The sequence below is a fragment of the Leptospira bourretii genome, from assembly GCF_004770145.1.
Classification (GTDB): Bacteria; Spirochaetota; Leptospiria; order Leptospirales; family Leptospiraceae; genus Leptospira_A; species Leptospira_A bourretii.
In genome coordinates this window covers 314,202-334,740 of record NZ_RQFW01000019.1, presented here as the reverse complement: position 1 = coordinate 334,740, position 20,539 = coordinate 314,202, and the positions used below count along the sequence as shown (strand labels likewise).

General features: G+C 33.9%; 20 protein-coding genes. All 20 read left to right on the top strand.

The genetic code is table 11. The annotated features are described in order from the left end of the window. Nucleotides 1-59: 59 nt before the first annotated feature. The 20 genes from EHQ47_RS15935 (at nucleotide 60) to EHQ47_RS15845 (ending at nucleotide 20,531) form a co-directional block, all read left to right on the top strand. Entirely contained in the window at nucleotides 60-494 is a 435-nt protein-coding gene (locus EHQ47_RS15935) for a sugar 3,4-ketoisomerase (RefSeq protein WP_135748533.1), read from the top strand. Beyond that, a complete protein-coding gene (locus EHQ47_RS15930; RefSeq protein WP_135750028.1) occupies nucleotides 487-1,599 on the top strand; it encodes a DegT/DnrJ/EryC1/StrS family aminotransferase in 1,113 nt (370 codons plus the stop codon). Before EHQ47_RS15935 ends, EHQ47_RS15930 begins: the two co-directional genes overlap by 8 nt. A gap of 3 nt (nucleotides 1,600-1,602) precedes the next feature. Further along, nucleotides 1,603-3,033, top strand: a complete 1,431-nt coding sequence (locus EHQ47_RS15925; RefSeq protein WP_244290383.1) for a hypothetical protein — start codon at nucleotides 1,603-1,605, stop codon at nucleotides 3,031-3,033. Continuing rightward, nucleotides 3,030-4,238: a glycosyltransferase family 4 protein gene (locus EHQ47_RS15920; RefSeq protein ID WP_135777558.1), complete on the top strand. Its 1,209-nt coding sequence runs from the start codon at nucleotides 3,030-3,032 to the stop codon at nucleotides 4,236-4,238. Before EHQ47_RS15925 ends, EHQ47_RS15920 begins: the two co-directional genes overlap by 4 nt. A gap of 140 nt (nucleotides 4,239-4,378) precedes the next feature. Beyond that, nucleotides 4,379-5,572, top strand: a complete 1,194-nt coding sequence (locus tag EHQ47_RS15915) for a glycosyltransferase family 4 protein (protein WP_167483303.1) — start codon at nucleotides 4,379-4,381, stop codon at nucleotides 5,570-5,572. A gap of 139 nt (nucleotides 5,573-5,711) precedes the next feature. Further along, complete coding sequence (locus EHQ47_RS15910) at nucleotides 5,712-6,998, top strand: MBOAT family O-acyltransferase (RefSeq protein ID WP_167483302.1); 1,287 nt, start codon at nucleotides 5,712-5,714, stop codon at nucleotides 6,996-6,998. Next, entirely contained in the window at nucleotides 6,998-8,038 is a 1,041-nt protein-coding gene (locus EHQ47_RS15905) for an alginate O-acetyltransferase AlgX-related protein (protein WP_135777557.1), read from the top strand. The genes EHQ47_RS15910 and EHQ47_RS15905 overlap by 1 nt, the downstream gene beginning before the upstream one ends. Nucleotides 8,039-8,742: 704 nt before the next feature. Continuing rightward, nucleotides 8,743-9,207, top strand: a complete 465-nt coding sequence (locus EHQ47_RS15900) for a hypothetical protein (RefSeq protein ID WP_135749736.1) — start codon at nucleotides 8,743-8,745, stop codon at nucleotides 9,205-9,207. Further along, nucleotides 9,204-9,668, top strand: a complete 465-nt coding sequence (locus tag EHQ47_RS15895; RefSeq protein ID WP_135777556.1) for a hypothetical protein — start codon at nucleotides 9,204-9,206, stop codon at nucleotides 9,666-9,668. Before EHQ47_RS15900 ends, EHQ47_RS15895 begins: the two co-directional genes overlap by 4 nt. A gap of 13 nt (nucleotides 9,669-9,681) precedes the next feature. Further along, nucleotides 9,682-10,680, top strand: coding sequence for a phosphoglycerate dehydrogenase (locus tag EHQ47_RS15890; protein ID WP_135746883.1), 999 nt, complete (start codon nucleotides 9,682-9,684; stop codon nucleotides 10,678-10,680). Between the two features lie 11 nt (nucleotides 10,681-10,691). Next, nucleotides 10,692-11,603 (top strand): glycosyltransferase family 2 protein, encoded by a 912-nt coding sequence (locus EHQ47_RS15885; RefSeq protein ID WP_135746884.1) that lies wholly within the window; start codon nucleotides 10,692-10,694, stop codon nucleotides 11,601-11,603. A 14-nt stretch (nucleotides 11,604-11,617) separates the two neighbouring features. After that, nucleotides 11,618-11,836 (top strand): hypothetical protein, encoded by a 219-nt coding sequence (locus EHQ47_RS19705; protein WP_167483299.1) that lies wholly within the window; start codon nucleotides 11,618-11,620, stop codon nucleotides 11,834-11,836. Continuing rightward, nucleotides 11,820-13,124 (top strand): glycosyltransferase family 4 protein, encoded by a 1,305-nt coding sequence (locus EHQ47_RS15880; RefSeq protein WP_135777555.1) that lies wholly within the window; start codon nucleotides 11,820-11,822, stop codon nucleotides 13,122-13,124. Before EHQ47_RS19705 ends, EHQ47_RS15880 begins: the two co-directional genes overlap by 17 nt. Then, on the top strand, nucleotides 13,108-14,316 hold the full coding sequence (locus EHQ47_RS15875; protein ID WP_135777554.1) for a glycosyltransferase family 4 protein: 1,209 nt from the start codon (nucleotides 13,108-13,110) through the stop codon (nucleotides 14,314-14,316). Before EHQ47_RS15880 ends, EHQ47_RS15875 begins: the two co-directional genes overlap by 17 nt. Continuing rightward, complete coding sequence (locus EHQ47_RS15870; RefSeq protein WP_135777553.1) at nucleotides 14,313-15,242, top strand: glycosyltransferase family 2 protein; 930 nt, start codon at nucleotides 14,313-14,315, stop codon at nucleotides 15,240-15,242. The genes EHQ47_RS15875 and EHQ47_RS15870 overlap by 4 nt, the downstream gene beginning before the upstream one ends. Beyond that, nucleotides 15,239-16,357 (top strand): UDP-galactopyranose mutase, encoded by a 1,119-nt coding sequence (gene glf, locus EHQ47_RS15865; protein ID WP_135777552.1) that lies wholly within the window; start codon nucleotides 15,239-15,241, stop codon nucleotides 16,355-16,357. The genes EHQ47_RS15870 and glf overlap by 4 nt, the downstream gene beginning before the upstream one ends. A 60-nt stretch (nucleotides 16,358-16,417) precedes the next feature. Next, nucleotides 16,418-17,179 (top strand): glycosyltransferase family 2 protein, encoded by a 762-nt coding sequence (locus EHQ47_RS15860; protein ID WP_135748160.1) that lies wholly within the window; start codon nucleotides 16,418-16,420, stop codon nucleotides 17,177-17,179. Between the two features lie 230 nt (nucleotides 17,180-17,409). Then, on the top strand, nucleotides 17,410-18,213 hold the full coding sequence (locus tag EHQ47_RS15855; protein ID WP_135748161.1) for a glycosyltransferase family 2 protein: 804 nt from the start codon (nucleotides 17,410-17,412) through the stop codon (nucleotides 18,211-18,213). A 65-nt stretch (nucleotides 18,214-18,278) separates the two neighbouring features. Continuing rightward, on the top strand, nucleotides 18,279-19,373 hold the full coding sequence (locus tag EHQ47_RS15850; protein ID WP_167483301.1) for a class I SAM-dependent methyltransferase: 1,095 nt from the start codon (nucleotides 18,279-18,281) through the stop codon (nucleotides 19,371-19,373). 18 nt (nucleotides 19,374-19,391) lie between these two features. After that, complete coding sequence (locus tag EHQ47_RS15845) at nucleotides 19,392-20,531, top strand: glycosyltransferase family 2 protein (RefSeq protein WP_135748163.1); 1,140 nt, start codon at nucleotides 19,392-19,394, stop codon at nucleotides 20,529-20,531. Nucleotides 20,532-20,539: the final 8 nt, after the last annotated feature.

Sequence of the window (20,539 nt, the reverse complement as noted above, 5' to 3'; positions counted from 1 at the left end):
TGCCATTAAGTAGTGAATTTTAAATCAAATACATTCCTCTGGAAAAAAAAAGAATTCTTATGGAAGAGATCATTGTAAAAAACTCAGGTTATATTCGACTAAAACAGTTTACTGACCAGAGAGAGGGAAGTCTGACGGTTGCAGAATCCGATAGAGATATTCCTTTCGCAATTAAACGAACCTACTATATCATTCAAAAAAATGCTTCCGAAGTCAGCAGGGGAAATCACGCACATAAAGAAACTGTTCAAGTCATCTTTTGTCTCAGCGGTAGTTTTATTTTGAATCTTGATGATGGAGAAAACTCTCAAAAGATTATGATGAATGAAAGTCATGTTGGAGTTATCCTCGGAAAAGAATTATGGCATTCTATGGAATCAATATCATCGGGTTGTATTATGTTAGTTTATGCTTCTGGCTATTTTGATGAAAAAGATTATCTTCGAAACTATAATGAATTTTTAGAATACATTACTCATAAAAAAAATGATTGAATACGAAAACTTAAAACTACTAAACGCACCATTCCAAGAGGAGATTGATGAAGCCGTTCTGCGCGTTTCTAGAAGTGGTTGGTTTATTCTTGGCAATGAATTGGAAAAATTTGAAGCTGAGTTTGCAGCATTCAATGGTAATAAATTTTGTATCGGTGTTGCCTCTGGACTAGATGCCTTAGCTTTAAGTCTTAAATACTATGATTTCCCAGAAGGAATGGAGGTGATTGTTCCCTCTAATACGTATATTGCGACTGTTTTATCAATCATGCAAAATGGTCTAAAACCGGTTTTAGTAGAACCCTCCATTGGCACTTATAATATTGATCCTGCAAAAATAAAAGAAAAGATAACTAAAAACACCTGTGCTGTGATGGTGGTGCATCTCTACGGTAGGCCCTGTGATATGGACCCAATTGTCGAAATCTGCAAAAATAATAATTTAGTTTTAATTGAAGATTGTGCCCAAGCCCACGGTGCAAAATATAAAAAAAAGAATGTTGGTACTTTTGGCCATGTCAATGCATTCAGTTTTTATCCCACTAAGAATTTAGGAGCCTTTGGTGATGCAGGCGCTGTTGTCACAGATGATCCAGATATAGCGAACAAAATAAGAAAACTAAGAAATTATGGTTCATCGATTAAGTACTATAACGAGTTTGTGGGAATGAATTCGAGACTCGATGAAATGCAAGCAGCAATTCTTTCGGTAAAACTGAAATATCTCTATAAGATAAATCAGCATAAAAAAGAACTTGCCCAGATTTATAATGAGGGTTTGTCCAATCACTTGGTTAAACCGCTTCCTGATGACGAATCCATTTACCAAGTACATCATATTTACCCTGTTCGAACGACAAGTCGAGATGAGCTGAAAGCCTATCTTTTGGAAAATGGAATCAAAACGGAAATTCATTATCCGGTTCCGCCACATAAACAATTAGCTTTAATCAATCACCAATTTAAAGATTGGAATATTACGAAAGGTTCTTTTCCAGTTGCTGAAGAGATCCATGAAACTGAACTTAGTTTGCCAATTTCATTTTTCCATTCGAAGTCTGAAATTGAACGGGTGGTAACAGTATTAAATCGGTGGCAAAACTAATTAATGTCTATTAATTATTATTGTACATTATTTGATTCGAATTATTTACTCCGTGGAGTTACTATGTTGCAATCCTTGGCTGAAAAAGATCCTTCAGCAAAGGTGTTTGTGTTTCCATTTGATAACGAATGTTATGAATCTCTTCAAAAATTGAACTTAAGTTTTGTTCAGTTGATTTCCTTAAAGGAATTTGAATCACCAGACTTACTCCGTGTAAAAGAAGAAAGATCAAAAGGGGAATATTGTTGGACCTGTACTCCTTGGATCATTCGTTTTTGTTTGGATCGGTTTCAATTAGATCATTGTACATATGTCGATGCAGATTTATTTTTTTTCTCTAATCCGCAAGTATTGTTAGATGAGGCAGAAAATTCTTCTGTGCTCATCACTGAGCATCGTTATTCTCCTGCATATGACCAGTCTGCTACGGCTGGAATTTATTGTGTTCAATTTGTATTCTTTCGAAGTGATGTAGATGGATTAAAAGTTTTGCACTGGTGGGCGGATCGTTGCCTCGAATGGTGTTACTCGCGTATTGAAGATGGGAAATTTGGAGATCAGAAATACTTAGACCATTGGACAACAGAATTCAACCGAGTCCATGTACTAAAACATCTCGGAGGAGGGGTGGCACCTTGGAATGTGCAACAATATGAATTTGATTCTGATCAGAATAGTGCGATTGTTTTAAAAGAAAAAAGATCGAATCGGGAGTTTAATCTTATTTTTTATCATTTTCATGATGTAAAAGTCAGAGAAGGCGAGTTCAACTATATTTCTGATTTTTATGATATTTCAAAAAATGTTTACTTATCAATATATTCGCTTTACTCGGAAAATTTAAAAACACAGTTTCTACGCCTAAAAGAAATAGAATCTAAAATGGAACCTTACAATTCTCTTTTGGACAATTCTATTTCGGGATTATTATATAAAAGGTCAGTAAATTCCGGTTTATTAGCTGAATCTTATTTATATCATTTACCTGAAGATGGAGATTTGGTTGAACTTGGAAAATACAATTTTGAAATTTCTCCTGTTTTCAAAAATGTAAAATTAGAGTTTCCAGTAAACATTGTGACTCAGGATAAAACGATAAAGATACTTTGTCTTTTGGCAAAAGGAGTTTCATTTGAAGTCCAGATCGACCAAATCTTGGTAACGATTAAAACTGGGCTTACCGAAACAAAAAAAGTTCCAATTAGTTTATTTTCTTCTAAAATCAATGGCAATTGGCAAAAACAAAGAGGAAACTGTTTTAGTTTCTTTTCGAACCATGGCTATTTTGAATTTACACTTGAATTTCCATCTATCGAAAAGATTGAATTGATTGGTAAATGGAGATCCATTGGGACGATTGAAGCAGCCAATGAAATTTCACGGTTGGATATTTTCGGTAGGATCTTAAAAAAACTCAGGAATTTATTTTTATGATCGTATTCGACTTTCAAATTTTTTTAAATCAAAAGTATGGCGGGATTTCTTTGTTATTCGCAGAAGTTATGGAGCGTCTCCATAACCAAAAGGAAGAGTTTGAAGTTCCCATAATTAGTACGAAGAATGAAAACTTAAAGAATAGAGCTTATTTTAAGCCCTATTCTTTTTTTTCATTTCCTAAAGATGTACCTGAAATAGAAGATTGGCTCTGGGGGAAATCTTTTTCGGGAAAAACAATCATCTATCCAATATACAAATCCATAAAGTTGTTTTATAATAAAATCGCTTTTAGATTTATCTACGGTCGTAATCGAACTTTAATAGCTCGAAGATTAAAAAACTCAAAAGTTCAGATTTTTCATCCCACTTACTTTGATACTTATTTTTTTGACTTACTTAAGGATGATAGAAGGATCAAAAAAGTAATCACTATTTATGATTTAACCCATGAACGATTTCCTGGATTTTATAAATTATCTGATGTTGCCTTAAAAAATCGAAAAAAACTTTGTGATTTTTCTGATAAGATCATTTCGATTTCGGAATCCACAAAAAAAGATCTGTTGGAGTTTTATCAAATACCTGAGAAAAAAATCGAAGTAATTCATTTAGGCTCGAACATAATCAAAGTTCCCGACAAGGATTTAAATTTTATCTGGAAAGATTACATTCTCTTTGTTGGCGATAGAGGTGGTTATAAAAATTTTAATAATTTTATAGAAGGCATTGCTCCAATAATTTATAAGTATAAAGTAAATCTGGTTTTGTTAGGTGGAAAAAAACTATCTGGAGTGGAAAAAGAATCTTTACAGAAATTGAATTTGTTAGGCAAAACAATACATATTAATTTTACTTCGGATTCAGAACTGAAATATTATTATCAAAATGCTTCCTTGTTTGTGTTCCCATCTTTATATGAAGGTTTTGGAATTCCCTTAGTTGATGCTATGTCCCTTGGTTGCCCAGTAATTTGTAGTAATACTAGTTCCTTTCCTGAAGTTGTCGGAGATGCTGCCATTCAGTTTGATCCTTGGTTTCCCGATTCGATCACAAATGCTGCTGAACAGATATTTCGATCTAGTGCAATCAGAAAAAAGATGATCCAAAAAGGTTTGATTCGAAGTGAACAGTTTACTTGGGAGCGATGTGCAGACAAACATATTGATTTTTATAATAGGATATTATCAAAAGAGACTCTTTGATAACTTAAAAAGAGATCCGTTTTTTACATTCAATGAACATGAAGATAATTTTTGATATTTCTGTATTAGGTTGGTCGATTCGAGACGAAAAAGCTAAAACTGGGATATTTAGAGTCATTGAAAATCTATTATTTCAGTTTTTGAAAGATAAAAATATCGAATTGTATCTCTCTGCAATTCATGGAAATTATTCTGATGTTTCGGAGTATATTAAGGAGACAAACTTAGGGATTGCTCCGAGTCAGTTAATTTTTCCAAATAAAAAATCGCCGAAGCGGGATTCTATTTTTCAGCGGCTGAATGCAGTTGAATACAAGTTAGATAAAATTAATCCTTCTTTTTATGATCGAATTCAATTATTTGTATTTAGATTTTTTCGTTTATTTGCTGATATTTTATTTGGTTTGAATCAATATAAAAAATCAATTCCTACTAGATTTAGAACAAAAGAATTTATCTTTCATAGCCCCTTTTTGCCAGTTCCTGCATATCTTGCTTATTCAGAACTTCATACGGTTGTAAGTATTTATGACTTAATTCCCGTTTTATATCCTGAATATTTTTTGGATAACAACAATCATTTGATTCAAAAGCTAGTGAAATATTTAAATTCCAATACTAACATTATAACAATTTCTAACCATAGTCGAAATGACATTGTTAAGGTGATTCCTGATTCAGCTCAGCGTACGCATGTATCATATCTAGCAGCTAACAATATCTTTACCAAAAAAACATTCGATGATCATATGAATAAAGTTTTGGATAAATACAAACTAGTTCCTGATCGATATATAGTGAGTGTTTCTACTTTTGAACCACGAAAAAATTTAGGAACTATCATTGAAGCTTTTTTGAATCTAAATAGCTCTGCTGATGATATTCAGTTGGTTCTAATTGGAACAGAGGGTTGGGGTCCTTCATTTGAAGAGACCAAAAGAAAATTTGGAGAAAAATTCAATTCTAAGGTAAGATTTCTTGGGTTTATACCAGACAATGAGTTAGCCTTTATCTATTCAGGTGGATTATTTTTTGTCTATATGTCTTTATATGAAGGATTTGGTCTTCCTCCTTTAGAGGCAATGCAATGTGGTTTGCCTGTAATATCATCAAATTCTTCGTCGTTGCCGGAGGTAATCGGTAAAGCCGGTATTTTGCTCGATCCAAACGATAAGGAAGGTTTGAAGGAAAAAATGGAGTCATTAATTTCCGATTCCAATTATAGAAAGTTTTTATCAACCTTGTCCTTGGAGCAGTCATCTCAATTTACTTGGGAAAAAACTGCCAAGGTTGTAAAAGACATTTATTCTCAAATCGTTGAGGTTGGAAGTTAACCTTCGGTTATCCCGAATGTAAATTCTTCATTCAATAGTTACATAGTTAAAATTTATGGTATTTAGTACAATTCTCTTCATTTTTCTTTTTTTTCCCATTGTATACATTTTGTTTTCGATTGTTGGTCAGAAATACAAAATGTTAGTTTTACTAACAGGAAGTATTTTTTTCTATTTTTGGGGAGAACAAACATACATATTAATTATGTTTTCATCAATCATCGTAAACTTCTTGTTTGGTTTACTGATTGATATTGCGAAACGAAAAAAAGTCCTTTTGTTTTTTGGAATTTTAATAAATTTATTACTCATTATATACTTCAAATATGCGACTTTTATTGTTTCTATATTCTCAAGTATAACCTATAGACAAATTGCGGTTCATGAGATTCATCTTCCACTCGGGATCTCATTTTTTACATTCCAAGGTATCTCTTATTTAATTGATATATATCGAAAAGACATTTATCCTGATCGCAATTTTTTAAGATTTTCCTTTTATATTTCCTTTTTTCCTCAGCTCATTGCAGGTCCTATTGTTCGGTATAGTGAAGTGATGCATTCACTTTCTAGGCTGAAATCTGATTATCAAGATAAGATCGAGGGTGTATCAATATTTGTCATTGGACTTGGGAAAAAAGTTATTATAGCAAATACGCTTGGTATCTATGCAGATGAAATTTTAAATTCAGAAAGTTTCAACTTTGGTTCAGGTCTAGCCTGGTTAGCTATCATATCATATAGCTTTCAAATATACTTTGATTTTTCAGGATATTCTGATATGGCAATTGGACTTGGCCGTATTTTTGGTTTAACTTTTCCCGTAAATTTTAATTTCCCTTATAAAGCATTAAGTTTTCAAGACTTTTGGCGTCGATGGCATATATCTCTGTCTTCCTGGTTTCGGGATTATTTATATATTCCTTTGGGGGGAAATCGCAAATCTCCAGTAAGGCAATATTTAAACTTGTTAATTGTTTTTGTTTGTTGCGGCTTTTGGCACGGTGCTAGTTGGAACTTTCTTATTTGGGGAATTTATCACGGTTTCTTTTTGGTGTTAGAAAGAACATACTATCAGAATATTATTAGCTATTTACCAAATGTACTGAAATTGCTATTTACCTTTGTATTAATTAATATTGGTTGGGTATTCTTTCGTTTGGAATCTTTCGTTAGCGCTCTAGACTTTATTGAAATTTTGTTTGGTAAGAATGGAGTTCAGTTCGATCAAGTAATTTCTATTTTTGATTTGAGATGGGTTATTGGTGTTGGATTTGCTATTTTCTTTTCTTACGACTGGAAAATGTTTAGCAGGGTGAACTCTGTCCCAGCTCTAAAAATGGTCGCTATTTTTTTCGTTTTTGCTGTCTCCATTGTTTGTTTGTTAGCAAATAATTATAATCCATTTATATACTTTAGGTTCTAATGAAAAAATTAGTAATTAAACTAACAATCCTTATATTAGTTTTTCCGTTTTTTAATCTGGTTTTTAAAGTAATCAGTGATATAAATCCAACAGACAAAAATAAAGAAATTACTTTTGTTTCTATTTTAGATGCCCCATCCAAGGAGAAATTCCAACTAATAGAAAACTATTTGGAAAGAAATTTTCCATTACGTAACTGGTTAATTCAGAAATATAACTACTTTCTTTGGTTTGTATTAGATTCTTCGCCCAAACGTAGAGTTGTTAAAGGTAACGATAATTGGATTTTTGTTTTTTTAGGGAAAGGTTCAAACGGTAGGGATTATTCTTTTGATGAAAAGGAGTTTTTGGAATACAGGAATGGTTTAGACCGCATGAATTCTTTCTGTATAAAAAATAATATTCTTTTTTATACAGCCGTCGTCCCTGAAAAATTTAATATATATTCTGAATACCTGAAAGTGCAGGATAAGGCAACGATAAAGAGAGATAAATATTTTAGGATTTACGACGATACTGTTCGGAATAAGAGGCGAACGGTTTTTTTTCATGAAGAATTATATAATGCAAAGTCAAGGAATAAAGTTTATTATAAAACAGATACTCATTGGAATGAAAATGGTGCTTTCGTTGCTTCGAAAAAGTTAGTTTCCGTAATAAAACAGGATTTTCCTGCAGTGCAAGTTTTGAATGAGAATGATTTTGATATTCTTCATCGAGAATCAAGTGGAAAGGATATTGGTGATTTTTTATCTTTGACTAGGTATCTGAAAGATGAAGAATTTTTATATTTGCCAAAAAAGAAATCTGGCGATCGTCCGAACAAATTACGAATACTGGTGATTCACGATTCCTATTTTTATTCCATGAAGTCCTTCTTTGACTTAAGTTTTTTTCAAGTAGACACCTTCAATTTTGTACAAAATGAAACTACTGAAGCATTGCAAGAATTACTAAAACACAAACCTGATATTGTCTTATTCATTACTTTGGAAAGGCATATAGGTAATTTTGACCAAAGGATTTACGGAATTTTTTAGGCAAAATTCTGGATAGGCTTGATTCATTGAATTTTTTGGGAAATTTTTTAACCAGATTTAATGTGCGATTAAAAAATCGTAATACAAGCATATACTGGTTTATTTTAGCTAATACATTTCTTGTTTTGTATCTTTTTTCATTTAGCCATTCCCCATTTTTTTTTCTTATCCTTACATCAGCCTTACTGGTGCTATTAGTACTGGCTTTCCAATTGAGGTTGGTTTGGTTTATTTATCCCTTTGTTGTATTTTTATTAATTTTTTTATATAATGTAAAAGATCTGACTTGGGATGCTGTAAGCTTTGAGTTGATGGCGTTCTATGATTTCAATAGCTCCCTTAAAGGTGCTTATTGGGACTATGCAAAATTTCCATCATTTATTTATGGCTTCGCTTCTTACTATGGCGAAATATATATTTCCTTCGTATATGGTATTTCTGTGTTGCTGTATATGATAACATTGGCTGATTCTTTTAGGCCAAATCGAAAAAACGATATATTTGTATTTTTAATTTTTTGTTTAATTTCTTTTGGATTAATTCGGTATATTTTTCACATAGCGAAAGGTGATCTTTTATCGCTTTCGTTTTCTCTTTTATCTCTAAAGTTTTTTTTGAATTCAATAGGACGTAAACGACAAGTTGTCGTTGAATTAGTTAATATATTTATTTTTGCTTTTTTGGCAATAGCATCGAAATCTTCTATGTTTGTATTCCTATTGCCGCAGTTAGTCTATTCTTTTGTTTTATTGCTTCGAAATATTTCGATTTCTAAAACCTATGTTTTATTTTACTTACTTTTTTTTGGCTTTTTTAGTAATTTAGCTTATATCCAAAACCTTCTAAATTATGGACAAATTTTTGATAATCAAAGTTCAGCGGATGCTCTAGGAAAGTATTCTTTATTGGGTCAGATACTTTTTAGTGGCCCCAGTGTTCTTTTAGAAGGAATCACTCGTATCAAAATGATTTTAGTATTTTTGATTCTCTTTGTCATCATTCGAGTTTTAACGAGTCCAATCCGACCAAAAACTTTTTTTTCCCTATGGTTTCTTTTCTCAATTTTTTTTGTTCCCTACCTTTTGCTGCATGGATGGGAAAATCAGGAAAACTTTCGATTAATTTCTTTTCCTGTTTTAGCTAGCCTACTATGTGTTAGGGGAAAATGAAAATTTTTGATTTTTTTAAATTTCTCGTTATTGTCTCTTTGTTAATTGGTTTGTTTGCCAGAGTTACTGTGTCGAGTTATCAAAATTGGGATGACAAAGAATTAGAATCATACTTATCAACTAACTATAGAGATAAACAAACCCGAATTTACTTAAATGCTGTTCGTCCTTATTTCATTCAGCGTAATTTAAAAAATGCTGCCATTTTTTATGATTTGAATCCAAGGTTCGGAAAGGATTCAGCCGAGATTAGTGGTTTATGTTTTGTTGTTGTTTGTTTTATGCCTAACTTAATGATTTTAAATCGTCATGATTTACCGAATTTAACAAAATTTCAGAAAGGTAAGCCTCTGAATATTGAATACCAGGGTTCTATCAATATGGTTATTGAAGCGTCTAGTCTAAATTGCGCAAACCAATCTCTCAATTTAGACTGCGATCAATTAGAAATGTTAAGGTGATTTTTGTAAACGTATGAAATCAATTGCAAACATCTTTGTATCAACCTATCCCTTTGGAAAGTTCGATTCTTTGCCGCTTGATTTATTGGATCGATCTGGACTTAGTTATACCATAAATCCATTGAATCGAAAACTGACATCCGAAGAAGTTTCTGATTTAGCCAAGGATTCAGTAGGAATCATTGCTGGAACGGAAAATTTGCAATTGTTAGTCAATCGTTCTAAAAATTTACAATTTATCTCTAGAGTGGGAATTGGATTAGATTCAGTTCCGTTGAGATTGTGTCGGGAAAAGGGTATTAAAGTTTCATACACACCTGATGCGGTTACCCTAGCGGTATCTGAATTGGTGATGGGAATGATGATTACTTTGCCACGGCAAGTTGCTTGGGCGGACCGGCAGTTACGAAGGGGAGATTGGACTCGTCCAGTAGGAATCAGTATCAAATCGGCAAAGATTGGTATTGTTGGACTTGGTAGAGTTGGATTTAGCATTGCAAAGATGCTGACAGCTTTTTCCCCAACAAAAGTTTATATCTGTGATATCTTAGATAAATCAAACGAAATAGAATTTTTAAGGTCCATGGGTTTAGTGATCGAACAAGTCCCGTTGGATTTTCTTTTAGAATCTTCTGATATTGTCAGCATTCATGTACCGTTAACCTCTCTGACACGAAATTTGATTAAAGATCGGGAACTCGATCTTATGAAAAAAACATCTTATTTGATTAACTTTTCTAGAGGTGGAATCGTTAATGAAGAAATGATATACAATCGGTTAAAGAATTTTGGACTTGCTGGAATGGCAGTTGATGTATATGAAAAAGAACCTTACAAAGGGAAGTTGAGAGAATTAGAAAATGTTGTTTTGACTCAACATATGGGTTCCTGCTCCTTTGATTGTCGGTTGGCGATGGAGAGCCAGGCTACCGAAGAATTAATTCGTTTTTTTCAATCAAAATCTTTATTAAATGAAGTTCCTGAATTTGAGTTCGAAAATTCGGAGTTTTGAATATTATTAAAATGGAAATAGCTCAAGAACAAATTATCACAATTGTCACACCTTCCTATAACCAAGGTGAGTTTTTAGATCGAACATTAAATTCGATCATAACGCAATCAGGTCCGTTTTACATTGATTTGATTGTGATGGATGGCGGTTCCAAAGATAACTCTGTTGGTATCATCGAGAAATATGCAAATCTGATTCACTCAGGTGAATTGAGTGGACGGTTTGAGGAACTTTCATTTCGAACTTTAAAAGACCAGGGAATTAAAAAAACAAATTGCCTGGGAATTAGTTATCGGTGGGTCTCTGAGAAAGACAACGGACAAACACATGCCATCAACAAAGGATGGAAGTTAGCAGTAGGATCAATTATTGCTTGGTTAAACTCAGATGACATTTATCTTCCGAATGCTCTAAACAAGGCATACCAAACTTTGAAAGAAAGAGAGGAAATTGGACTTTTTGGGATTGGACTACATATTGATAAAGAAGATAAACTAATTGAATTTTATCCTATTGAACCATATTCGTTTGAAAGGTTGATCGACTATTGTATCATTTGCCAACCTACTGTATTTTTAAAAAGAGAAGTCTTGTCTTCTGTAGGTTTTTTGAATGAGTCACTTGGATTCTGTATGGACTATGAGTTTTGGCTTCGCATCGCAAAAAAGAATTCATTTTTCTTTTTGGCTGAAGTGTTGGCCTGTACGAGAATACATGAAAATACGAAGACCAGCCAGAATTTAAAAGTCCATAGCGAAATCATTCAAATGCAAAAGAGGGTGGTAGGGAAAACATCAAAACACTGGTTGTTTCATTATGCAAATTACCGTTTGACTGACCAATTTCCGATCATTCGGGGAAGTATTCTTTTGAAAGTAATGATTCGAATTCATAGTTTTTGTCTTGGAATTGTATATAGGTAAATAGGAAGGATCAATTGAATTATATCAAAAAATATGTTTGGCTGCCGTATGGTGAAAAAATGATCCAGATATTTCTTTTAGATCAGGGAAAAATCAGAAGAGCCATTTGTTTTAACGAACATATACGAAAGAGTTTTGTTGTATCTGAGTTATTCGGTATGGAATACCTTGTTAGCAATTTTGATATTCCTTCCGATGAAAAAGAGTTTTTAGATCTTGAAGCTTATCTTTGATGTATCTGTTCTTGCTTGGTCTGTTCGGAGTCATAAGGCCAAAACAGGAATCTTTCGCGTCATAGAAAACTTATTATTTCAGTTCCTGAATGATCAAGATATTGACTTATATCTTAGTTCGATTCATGGAAATTTCAATGATTTAAAAGAATACTTAAAAAACAATAAAATCAATCTTCCTTCCACTCATCTTTTTATCCCTCAATCTTCCAATCGATTTAAGGATAAATTATTTCAAACTTATCTTTGGATCTACCAGCAATTAGATCGAAAAAATTCTTCCAGTATTTCTGCTTTTCTAATTTTTTTATACATATGTGTGAGTCATCCAGTTTTAGTTCTGTTTGGGCTTTACCGTTATCTCTATCCGATTCCAAAGAATTATCTTTCTAACCAGTTTGTTTTCCATAGCACATTTTTGCCGATTCCGAAATACATTCAAAATTCAAAAGTTCGGAAAGTCATTACCATCTATGATTTAATTTCTATTAAATATCCTGAGTTCTTTGTTGGTAATAAAGATGATGTTGTCTGGAAACTAATCCGGAATTTAACTCCGGATACGAATATCATTACAATTTCAGAACATAGTAAAGCAGATCTGTTGAATGCAAATTTGGGACTGTCAAATAAACAGATCACTGTAACTCCTCTTGCTGCCTCTAATTTTTTTTATCGAGTTGATTCAGAAATCAAGTTAGAAAATGATTTAAGCCAGTTTGATTTAAATTACGGTGATTATGTTTTGAGTGTTGGCACGCTTGAGCCAAGAAAGAATTTGAAATCAACCATCCGAGCCTTTCTTCAGTTACCGAGTTTAAAAAAGAATCCCAAATTAAAATTGGTCTTGTTAGGTGGAAAAGGGTGGGGAGATAATTTAGAAGAAATCGCTGGAGAGTATCCGGGACTATTCCATGAGAGAATCGTGTTTCTTGGATTTGTTCCAGATGAAAAGCTAGCATCAATTTATTCTGGAGCCAAATTTTTTGTTTATCTTTCCTTTTATGAAGGTTTTGGATTACCGCCACTAGAAGCAATGCAGTGTGGGTTACCAGTTCTTGTATCCAATGTTTCGTCTTTACCAGAGGTAGTTGGCGATTCTGGATTGTATGCAGATCCATATGACCAAAGATCTATTGTCACCGCTATGGAAAAAATGATTGGTGACAGCGAGTTTCGATTCTCTTTGTCCCTTCGTGCCCTTGAGAGAGCTAAGAATTTTTCTTGGGAAGAAACAGCAAGGTTAACAAAAAAAGCTTATTTAAATTCAAATGAAAATTCTTTTTGACCATCAAATTTTTTTTCAGAATAAGTACGGCGGAATTTCTAAGATTTTTTTAGAGATCATGCGCAGGCTGAAGGAACGAAAACTTGAGTTTGATACGGCTGTATCAATTGAGGAATATCAGTCAGGAATCTTAAGAGATCCTATATCTAAAATCCAAATCAATTCTCCCAGTTTTTTTTCAATTTTTACAATCTATCAATGGATCCGGTTTGTCTTTCGTATCTTTCGTCAGCCAATCCCGGATTTTTTATTGAAGAGGGAAAGTGGAATTTTTAAACGTAGTTTGAGAAATCAAATTCATAACATAGATATAAAAGTTAACAAATCATTAGAAAAAAATCAGTATTCTATCTTTCATCCTACATATTTTCAAAGTTACTATTTACCAAGTTTAGAAAGTAGTAAAACGAAAATGGTTCTTACCGTTTACGATTGTGTGCATGAAATTTTTCCTGAATATTATGGAAAGTCTAATTTCATTTTAAACAACCGGAAGGCCTTGTGTGAATCTGCTTCTCATATTATTTGTATCTCTAATACGACAAAAAAAGATTTATTAAGAATTTATAAAACTATCCCTGAAAAGAAAGTTTCTGTCATTTATCTGGCAGGAGATCTTTCTGGGGAACCAAAAACACCTCAGTTTTTTTCGATTGGCGATTACGTATTGTTCGTTGGAAATCGTGCTGATTATAAAAATTTCAAATTGTTTTTAGAGGCTTTTGATCATCTAAGAAAATCAGAAAATATTCATTTGGTTTGTGCCGGCGGTGGCAGTTTTTCATTCTCTGAAAAAAAATGGATTCGAGAAAAAAAATTGGATCAGTTTGTTCATCAGATTCCATTTAGTTCCGAGGCAATGCTTGCAAATTTGTATCGAAATGCAAAAGTATTTGTTTATCCTTCGTTGTATGAAGGATTCGGGATTCCACTACTCGAAGCAATGTCGGTGGGGTGTCCCGTTCTCTGTAGCGATACTGAGGTTTTTCATGAGGTTGCCGGTGATGCCGCTTGGTATTTTGATCCGAAAAACGTTTTGGATCTAGAATCCAAACTTTTGCATTTACTCGATTCTGAGAATGATCAGAAGGAATTGTCGGAGAGAGGGTATACACGAGCAGAGAAATTTTCTTGGAACAAATGTGCCGATGAACATATTCGAATTTACCAAATGCTCAGTGAAGAAGTATGAATTATAAAAAACCAGTCGTATCGATTATTACAGTCGTTCGCAATGCCGAAGATACGATACTTAGAACCATTCATTCCGCTTTATCTCAAAAGAATGTTAGTTTCGAAGTTCTTGTCTGGGACGGGTTGAGTACGGACCGAACGGTAGAGAAGTTGGAATCTGTCAGAGATCAAATTCGTTTTTACTCGGGAAAGGATTCTGGGGTATACGATGCAATGAATCAAAGTTTACCTTTGGCCAAAGGTGAATGGATTCTTTTTTTAAATGCAGATGATTATTTTTTGGATGAACATGCCTTAGAAAAATTGGTAAGTAAAACTTATGACAAGAATTGTGACTACGTCTGTGGTTTTGCTAGTATGTTGTTTGGACTTAAGGTCTGGAGACCAAAAACTTTAACTGATTTTGATTTTTTTGTTGGGAATCCGTCAAATCATCAAGCTTATCTTTGTAAAAAGACTGTTTATTCTAGGTTAGGTGGATTCGATATTCAATACAGATATTCAGCAGATGTAGATTTTATGTTTCGTGTGATAAAGAATGGATATCAAGGCCAGATAGTCAATGAATCAGTTGTTCATTATTCTCTTGGTGGTCTTTCTACTAAAAATGTAAGTAGGGGAGTAAGTGAACTAGAAGAAATTATGGCTAAGTTTTTAAATTCTGATGTTGAGTTTGCACGCGAATGTCGTTTAGTTTTCCATGAAGGAAAAATTCATTCGCAAAGATTTATTGAAAGGTTAACATCTCTTCGGTGGACAGATTCGCAGTGGAAACAGATCGTTTCTTTTTTAGGATCAAAGTATAACCTTGAGTCAACACCATTTCTCCTTAGAGCCGTTTCTGCGATACGGACAAGGTTACTTGTTTTATTAAAAGTTATCATTTTTTTAATTTTAAGAATATTGCCAAATCGAGTTTTATGAAGAAAATACTGATCGTTGGTGCTGGTTTCTCTGGTGCTGTTATTGCCAATACCCTTGCTAAAACGGGTGAATATTATATCGATGTGATTGATGAGAGAAATCATATCGGTGGAAATTGTCATACCGAACGTGATCCAAAAACAGATGTAATGGTCCACCAATATGGGCCTCATATTTTCCATACGAGTAATGAAAAAGTCTGGAACTATGTTAATTCTTTTGGGACATTTCGTCCATTTGTCAATCGAGTGAAATCGATTTATATGGGCCAGGTTTATTCTATGCCTATCAATTTACATACCATCAATCAATTTTTTGGAAAGACATTTGGCCCGGAAGAAGCAAAAAATTGGATCAAATCCAAAGGTGATTCATCAATCGATGATCCCAAAACTTTTGAGGACCAAGCAAAAAAGTTTGTTGGTGAAGAATTATACAAAGCTTTTTTTTACGGATATACAAAGAAACAATGGGGTACGGAACCTCGGAACTTGCCGGCATCGATTTTAAAAAGACTTCCGGTTCGTTTTAATTATGATGATAATTACTATAATGATATATATCAAGGGATTCCTGAAGATGGATACTCGGCGATCATACAGAAGATGTTGGATCATCCAAATATAAAGATTCAATTGGAAAAACGTTTTTTGGGCGAGTCTGATCAAAGCTCAGGATATGACCATATATTTTACACTGGTCCCATTGATGCCTATTTTTCATTTCGACATGGTCGATTGGGATACCGGACAGTATATTTTAAAGAACACCGAACCGAGGGAGATTTCCAAGGAAATCCCGTGATCAATTATGCTGATGAAAAAGTCCCTTACACTCGAGTGCACGAACACAAACATTTTACTCCCTGGGAATCACATTCCAAAACCATCTATTTTGAGGAATACAGTAAAGAAACGGATGAAGACGACATCCCATACTATCCGAAACGTTTAGATGAAGATATGAAAATTCTAGAAGAGTATGAATTAGAAGTTTCTCGTTTATCGAACGTTACATTTCTTGGTCGATTGGCAACCTACCGGTATTTGGATATGCACCATATCATTGAGGAAGCGCTCGATTGTGCTGAAAAATTTATTAACAAACAATCTTAAGATTAATTCTGACTTTTCTTTTTCTTAAGTTTTGTAAATCTGGATTTTAAAGTCTTATTTATGCCTAAAGTTTCTGTCATCATGCCCGCTTATAACGCAGTTTCTTATCTGGAAGAATCTGTAAAATCTTTGTTAGATCAAAGTTTTAAGGATTGGGAACTATTACTCGTTGATGATTGTTCTAAGGACGAAACGGCAATTCTTGCTAAAAAAATTGCCGCAAACGATCCACGAATTCGTTTTGTACAAAAGGAAAAGAACTCCGGTTCTGCGGATACTCGTAACACCGGGATCGATTTGGCAACGGGTGAATACATTGCATTTTTAGATGCCGACGACCTCTGGGAACCTGAATTTTTGGAAAAGATGATTCCTTTTATGGAGAAAAATGGTTCTCCATTTTCATTTGCCTCGTATCGAATCATTGATGAAAATGGATTCGAATTTTGTGAACCGTTTTTAGTAAAATCGAAATCATATTCCTATTCTGATTTGTTGCATTACAACCGAGTTGGTTTACTTACTGCCATTTATCATGTTCCTAGTGTTGGTAAAAAATATTTTGATCCTTCCCTAAAAAGCCTAAGGGACGATTATGCACTTTGGCTTGATATAGTAAGAGAAGGGAAAGTAGCCTTTGCCAATTCTGAGGTTTTAGCTAGATACCGGGTTCGACGTGGTGCGGCAACATCTAACAAGAAAAAAGTGATGCTTGCCCATTTTAGAATGTTAAAAAACAGAGAAAAACTTCCTTTTCTTTATGCATTGATTCTGACTCTAATCCATGGACTGCTTGGTTTGCGAAAATACAAAACCAAATAACAATCTCAAATTTCTTCGCCTCCCTTCCCTTTCCCTACCCACCATTTTAATCCCGTTACTCTAGATCGTTTGTTTTTTCTTGTTTTGGCTAGCCTTCGGTTGGCTTTTGATTTCTGTTAGGTTTTCTACACACGAAATATTTGCGTTTCGTCTGTACCCTCTTAAATTTAAATCATGTCATTTTTCGAATATTCGCTTGCCCTGCGAATACGGTATGGTCATATATCCGCATGGCACTTCCGAAGGCAAAAAAGAAAGCAACCGGCACACCAAAATCATTAATTTCCCTAATCATTCCGATCTATAATGAAGCAGCCCATTTGGAGGAGTTCCTATCTCGCATTGATAAACTCTCTCTTCCTGCAGATAAGGAACTTGTGTTTGTTGACGACTGTTCTAAAGATAAATCGTTTTCAATATTGGGAAAATTTTCTTTTCGCACGAATCATGTAAAAATATTACAGCAGCCCGAAAATCAGGGGAAGGGTGCGGCGCTACGTAGAGGTATTCAAGAGGCAAGTGGAGATATCATCCTTGTACAGGATGCCGATTTCGAATACGACATGGACGAGATACATATGTTGGTAAATCCTATATTGATTAACAAAGCTGACGTAGTTTTTGGATCTAGATTTAAAAAGGATGGAAGACAAGTCCATCGGACCTTTCATTATCTTGTGAATCGTTTCCTAACGATTTTGTCTAATTTCCTCAGTGGCCTCTATTTAACGGATATGGAAACTTGTTATAAAGTGTTCCGATCTGATATCATACAAAATATTAATTTGGAATCTAATCGGTTTGGCTTTGAGCCAGAAATCACCGCTAAGTTAGCAAGATTGAAAATTCGCGTTCAGGAATTCCCAATATCATATTACCCTAGAAACTATTTAGAGGGAAAAAAAATTACATGGAAGGATGGCATTGCAGCGTTAAGGCATATCTTTTATTTTAATTTGTTTGCATCTAAGGTTAGTTTCTTTAAGAATGAGATGCCCGATCACTATATACCAAAATCTGCAAATTGGTTATAAATAGAACTTAATATAAGATGTGGAAACGGCTATTTTCCTTATTTGAGGGAAGACATTATCGATATTTGTTAATCGGGATCGTTGTATTCTGGATTAATGCTTGGATGGCTCGATGGATATTTACGTATATATACTTCAGTGAAGGTTTTTGGCAAAAAAACCTAGGTAACCTTCTTGCCCTCGAGTTAGCATTGTTGTTTTCGTATCCCTTGCATAAATTTATTACATGGTTGGAGGGTTGGGAAGACTTTTTCCCAAAGCTGATTCAGTTTCACATTGTATCCTTCTGGAGTATTTTAATAAGGATCATAATTTTCGCAATTATGATATTTATAGGTTTTGGCTGGCTATCTTCTTCTTTTGTGAGTATCGGGTTTGTCATTTTGATTAACTTTGTCAGTTATGATCAGTTTGTATTTTTAAGAAAACCTGATGCCTTTGTATCTAATGATTTTAGTTATTCATTAGAAGGTGAGGGTATTGAGACTCTTGAAACAATAGAAGAGGCGGAAACATATAATCGTTGGATTGCAAGTAAGATTTTGGATTATTTAGGCCAGAGAAATCTTGAGATTGGCGCTGGAACTGGAACGATCGCTTCGATTGTTGCTGAGAATTTTCCTGTAGAAGTTTATGACTTATCAAAGGAAAATTATTCGATTCTGAAAAAACGATTTAGATCGAATGTAAACATTCAGAAGGTTGGTCAAAATATTTTCTCTGTAAAGAATTGGAACCAGTATGATTGTATCTACTCATCAAATGTAATGGAGCATATACCTGATGATACGGCTGTTTTGAATCATTCGTTAAAGTTGCTGAAAAAGGGTGGATTTTTCGTTTCCGTTGTTCCTGCACTTCCAATACTATATTCATCTTTTGATAAAAAAATTGGTCATATCCGACGGTATTCGAGGACAGATATAAAGAGATGGGAATCTGCCTTAGAAAAGAATTTGAAAATCAAGTGGTTGGAAAAGTCGTATTTTAATCCAATTGGAGCAATTGGTTGGTTTGTAAAAATGAAGCTTATGAATCAAAAGGCGATCAAGAAACAAGATGCTATGATTATGAATAGTCTCATTCCGTTTATTGCATGGTTAGATTATTTACCATTGCCATTTGGTCAAAGTATGATTCTTGTAGTAAAAAAGATTTAGATTGTGTGATTTAGTTATATGGAAAAGCCAGTAGTTACAATTGTTATACCTTGTTTAAATGAACGAAAAACTCTACCTTTTGTGCTTGAGAAATGTATATCAGTCCAAAAAGAATTCAAAGACAGATTCGAATTAGAAATTTTGGTTTCTGATAACGGGAGCGAAGATGGCTCACAGGATTTTGCAAAGAGTTTGGGAGTAAGAGTTGAGAATTGTCCCATAAAAGGTTATGGTGCAGCTTTAGATTCTGGAATTCGAAATGCAAAAGGTGAGATTATCGTATTTGCCGATGCTGATGATACTTATGACTTTTTAGAATCCCCAAGGTTAATTCAAAAGTTAATTTCAAGTGGTGCAGATATGGTGATAGGGTCTAGATTAGATGGCACTATTCATAAAGGTGCTATGCCGTTTCTACATAGGTACCTAGGAACACCTGTGATTAATTGGATTATTAATCGCTTATATGCAAAGAAATTTAAAATACGAGATAGTAATTCAGGGTTTCGTTGTTTCAAGAAGAGTAGCTATTTGAGTTGGGATATTCGCAGCAAAGGAATGGAGTTTGCTTCTGAGATGTTGATCAAAGCACTGAGACAAGGTGCGAAGATGGAACATGAACCAGTCTCTCTTTATCCAGATAAACCAGGACGAACGCCTCATTTAAAAACTTGGCGAGATGGTATGAGACATCTACTCAGAATTCTATTTTATGCACCTTATTTTTTTCAGAAAACAGGTTTTATTATTCTACTTCTTGCATTCAGTCAATTAGTTTGCGGTTTATATATAGGGGGAATATGGGAGTTTTATGGCTTCAGAATTTATGGAATCCATTCTCTTGTCCTACTTTCTTTCGCTGCAATCATCGGAATTAGTATTTGGAATATTGGTCTACAAATTGCAACTAAGCAAAGCGTTGTAAGCGGCGTTTATGCTCGAATACTAAATTGGAGCGAGGATCGCCTTTTTTTTGTATTAGTCTCAGGGTTTGCTGTAGTTGTCACTATGTTTGTTTATTTGATGTGGAAGTGGAGTGTTAGTAATTTTCAATTCTTAAATTTTGAACGGGAGCTGATCGTTATTTCTACTTCAGGGCTTATTGCTTTTTTGTTCGGAATCAACGCACTTACAGCTCATATTTTAAAAAGAGATTAACTGTTTAT

Excerpts from the sequence above, each read along its gene's own strand:
- EHQ47_RS15935 (WP_135748533.1), top strand. The coding sequence starts at position 60 with ATGGAAGAGATCATTGTAAAAAACTCAGGTTATATTCGACTAAAACAG.
- EHQ47_RS15930 (WP_135750028.1), top strand. The coding sequence starts at position 487 with ATGATTGAATACGAAAACTTAAAACTACTAAACGCACCATTCCAAGAG.
- EHQ47_RS15925 (WP_244290383.1), top strand. The coding sequence starts at position 1,603 with ATGTCTATTAATTATTATTGTACATTATTTGATTCGAATTATTTACTC.
- EHQ47_RS15920 (WP_135777558.1), top strand. The coding sequence starts at position 3,030 with ATGATCGTATTCGACTTTCAAATTTTTTTAAATCAAAAGTATGGCGGG.
- EHQ47_RS15910 (WP_167483302.1), top strand. The coding sequence starts at position 5,712 with ATGTTAGTTTTACTAACAGGAAGTATTTTTTTCTATTTTTGGGGAGAA.
- EHQ47_RS15905 (WP_135777557.1), top strand. The coding sequence starts at position 6,998 with ATGAAAAAATTAGTAATTAAACTAACAATCCTTATATTAGTTTTTCCG.
- EHQ47_RS15900 (WP_135749736.1), top strand. The coding sequence starts at position 8,743 with ATGTTTGTATTCCTATTGCCGCAGTTAGTCTATTCTTTTGTTTTATTG.
- EHQ47_RS15895 (WP_135777556.1), top strand. The coding sequence starts at position 9,204 with ATGAAAATTTTTGATTTTTTTAAATTTCTCGTTATTGTCTCTTTGTTA.
- EHQ47_RS15890 (WP_135746883.1), top strand. The coding sequence starts at position 9,682 with ATGAAATCAATTGCAAACATCTTTGTATCAACCTATCCCTTTGGAAAG.
- EHQ47_RS15885 (WP_135746884.1), top strand. The coding sequence starts at position 10,692 with ATGGAAATAGCTCAAGAACAAATTATCACAATTGTCACACCTTCCTAT.
- EHQ47_RS15875 (WP_135777554.1), top strand. The coding sequence starts at position 13,108 with ATGAAAATTCTTTTTGACCATCAAATTTTTTTTCAGAATAAGTACGGC.
- EHQ47_RS15870 (WP_135777553.1), top strand. The coding sequence starts at position 14,313 with ATGAATTATAAAAAACCAGTCGTATCGATTATTACAGTCGTTCGCAAT.
- glf (WP_135777552.1), top strand. The coding sequence starts at position 15,239 with ATGAAGAAAATACTGATCGTTGGTGCTGGTTTCTCTGGTGCTGTTATT.
- EHQ47_RS15860 (WP_135748160.1), top strand. The coding sequence starts at position 16,418 with ATGCCTAAAGTTTCTGTCATCATGCCCGCTTATAACGCAGTTTCTTAT.
- EHQ47_RS15855 (WP_135748161.1), top strand. The coding sequence starts at position 17,410 with ATGGCACTTCCGAAGGCAAAAAAGAAAGCAACCGGCACACCAAAATCA.
- EHQ47_RS15845 (WP_135748163.1), top strand. The coding sequence starts at position 19,392 with ATGGAAAAGCCAGTAGTTACAATTGTTATACCTTGTTTAAATGAACGA.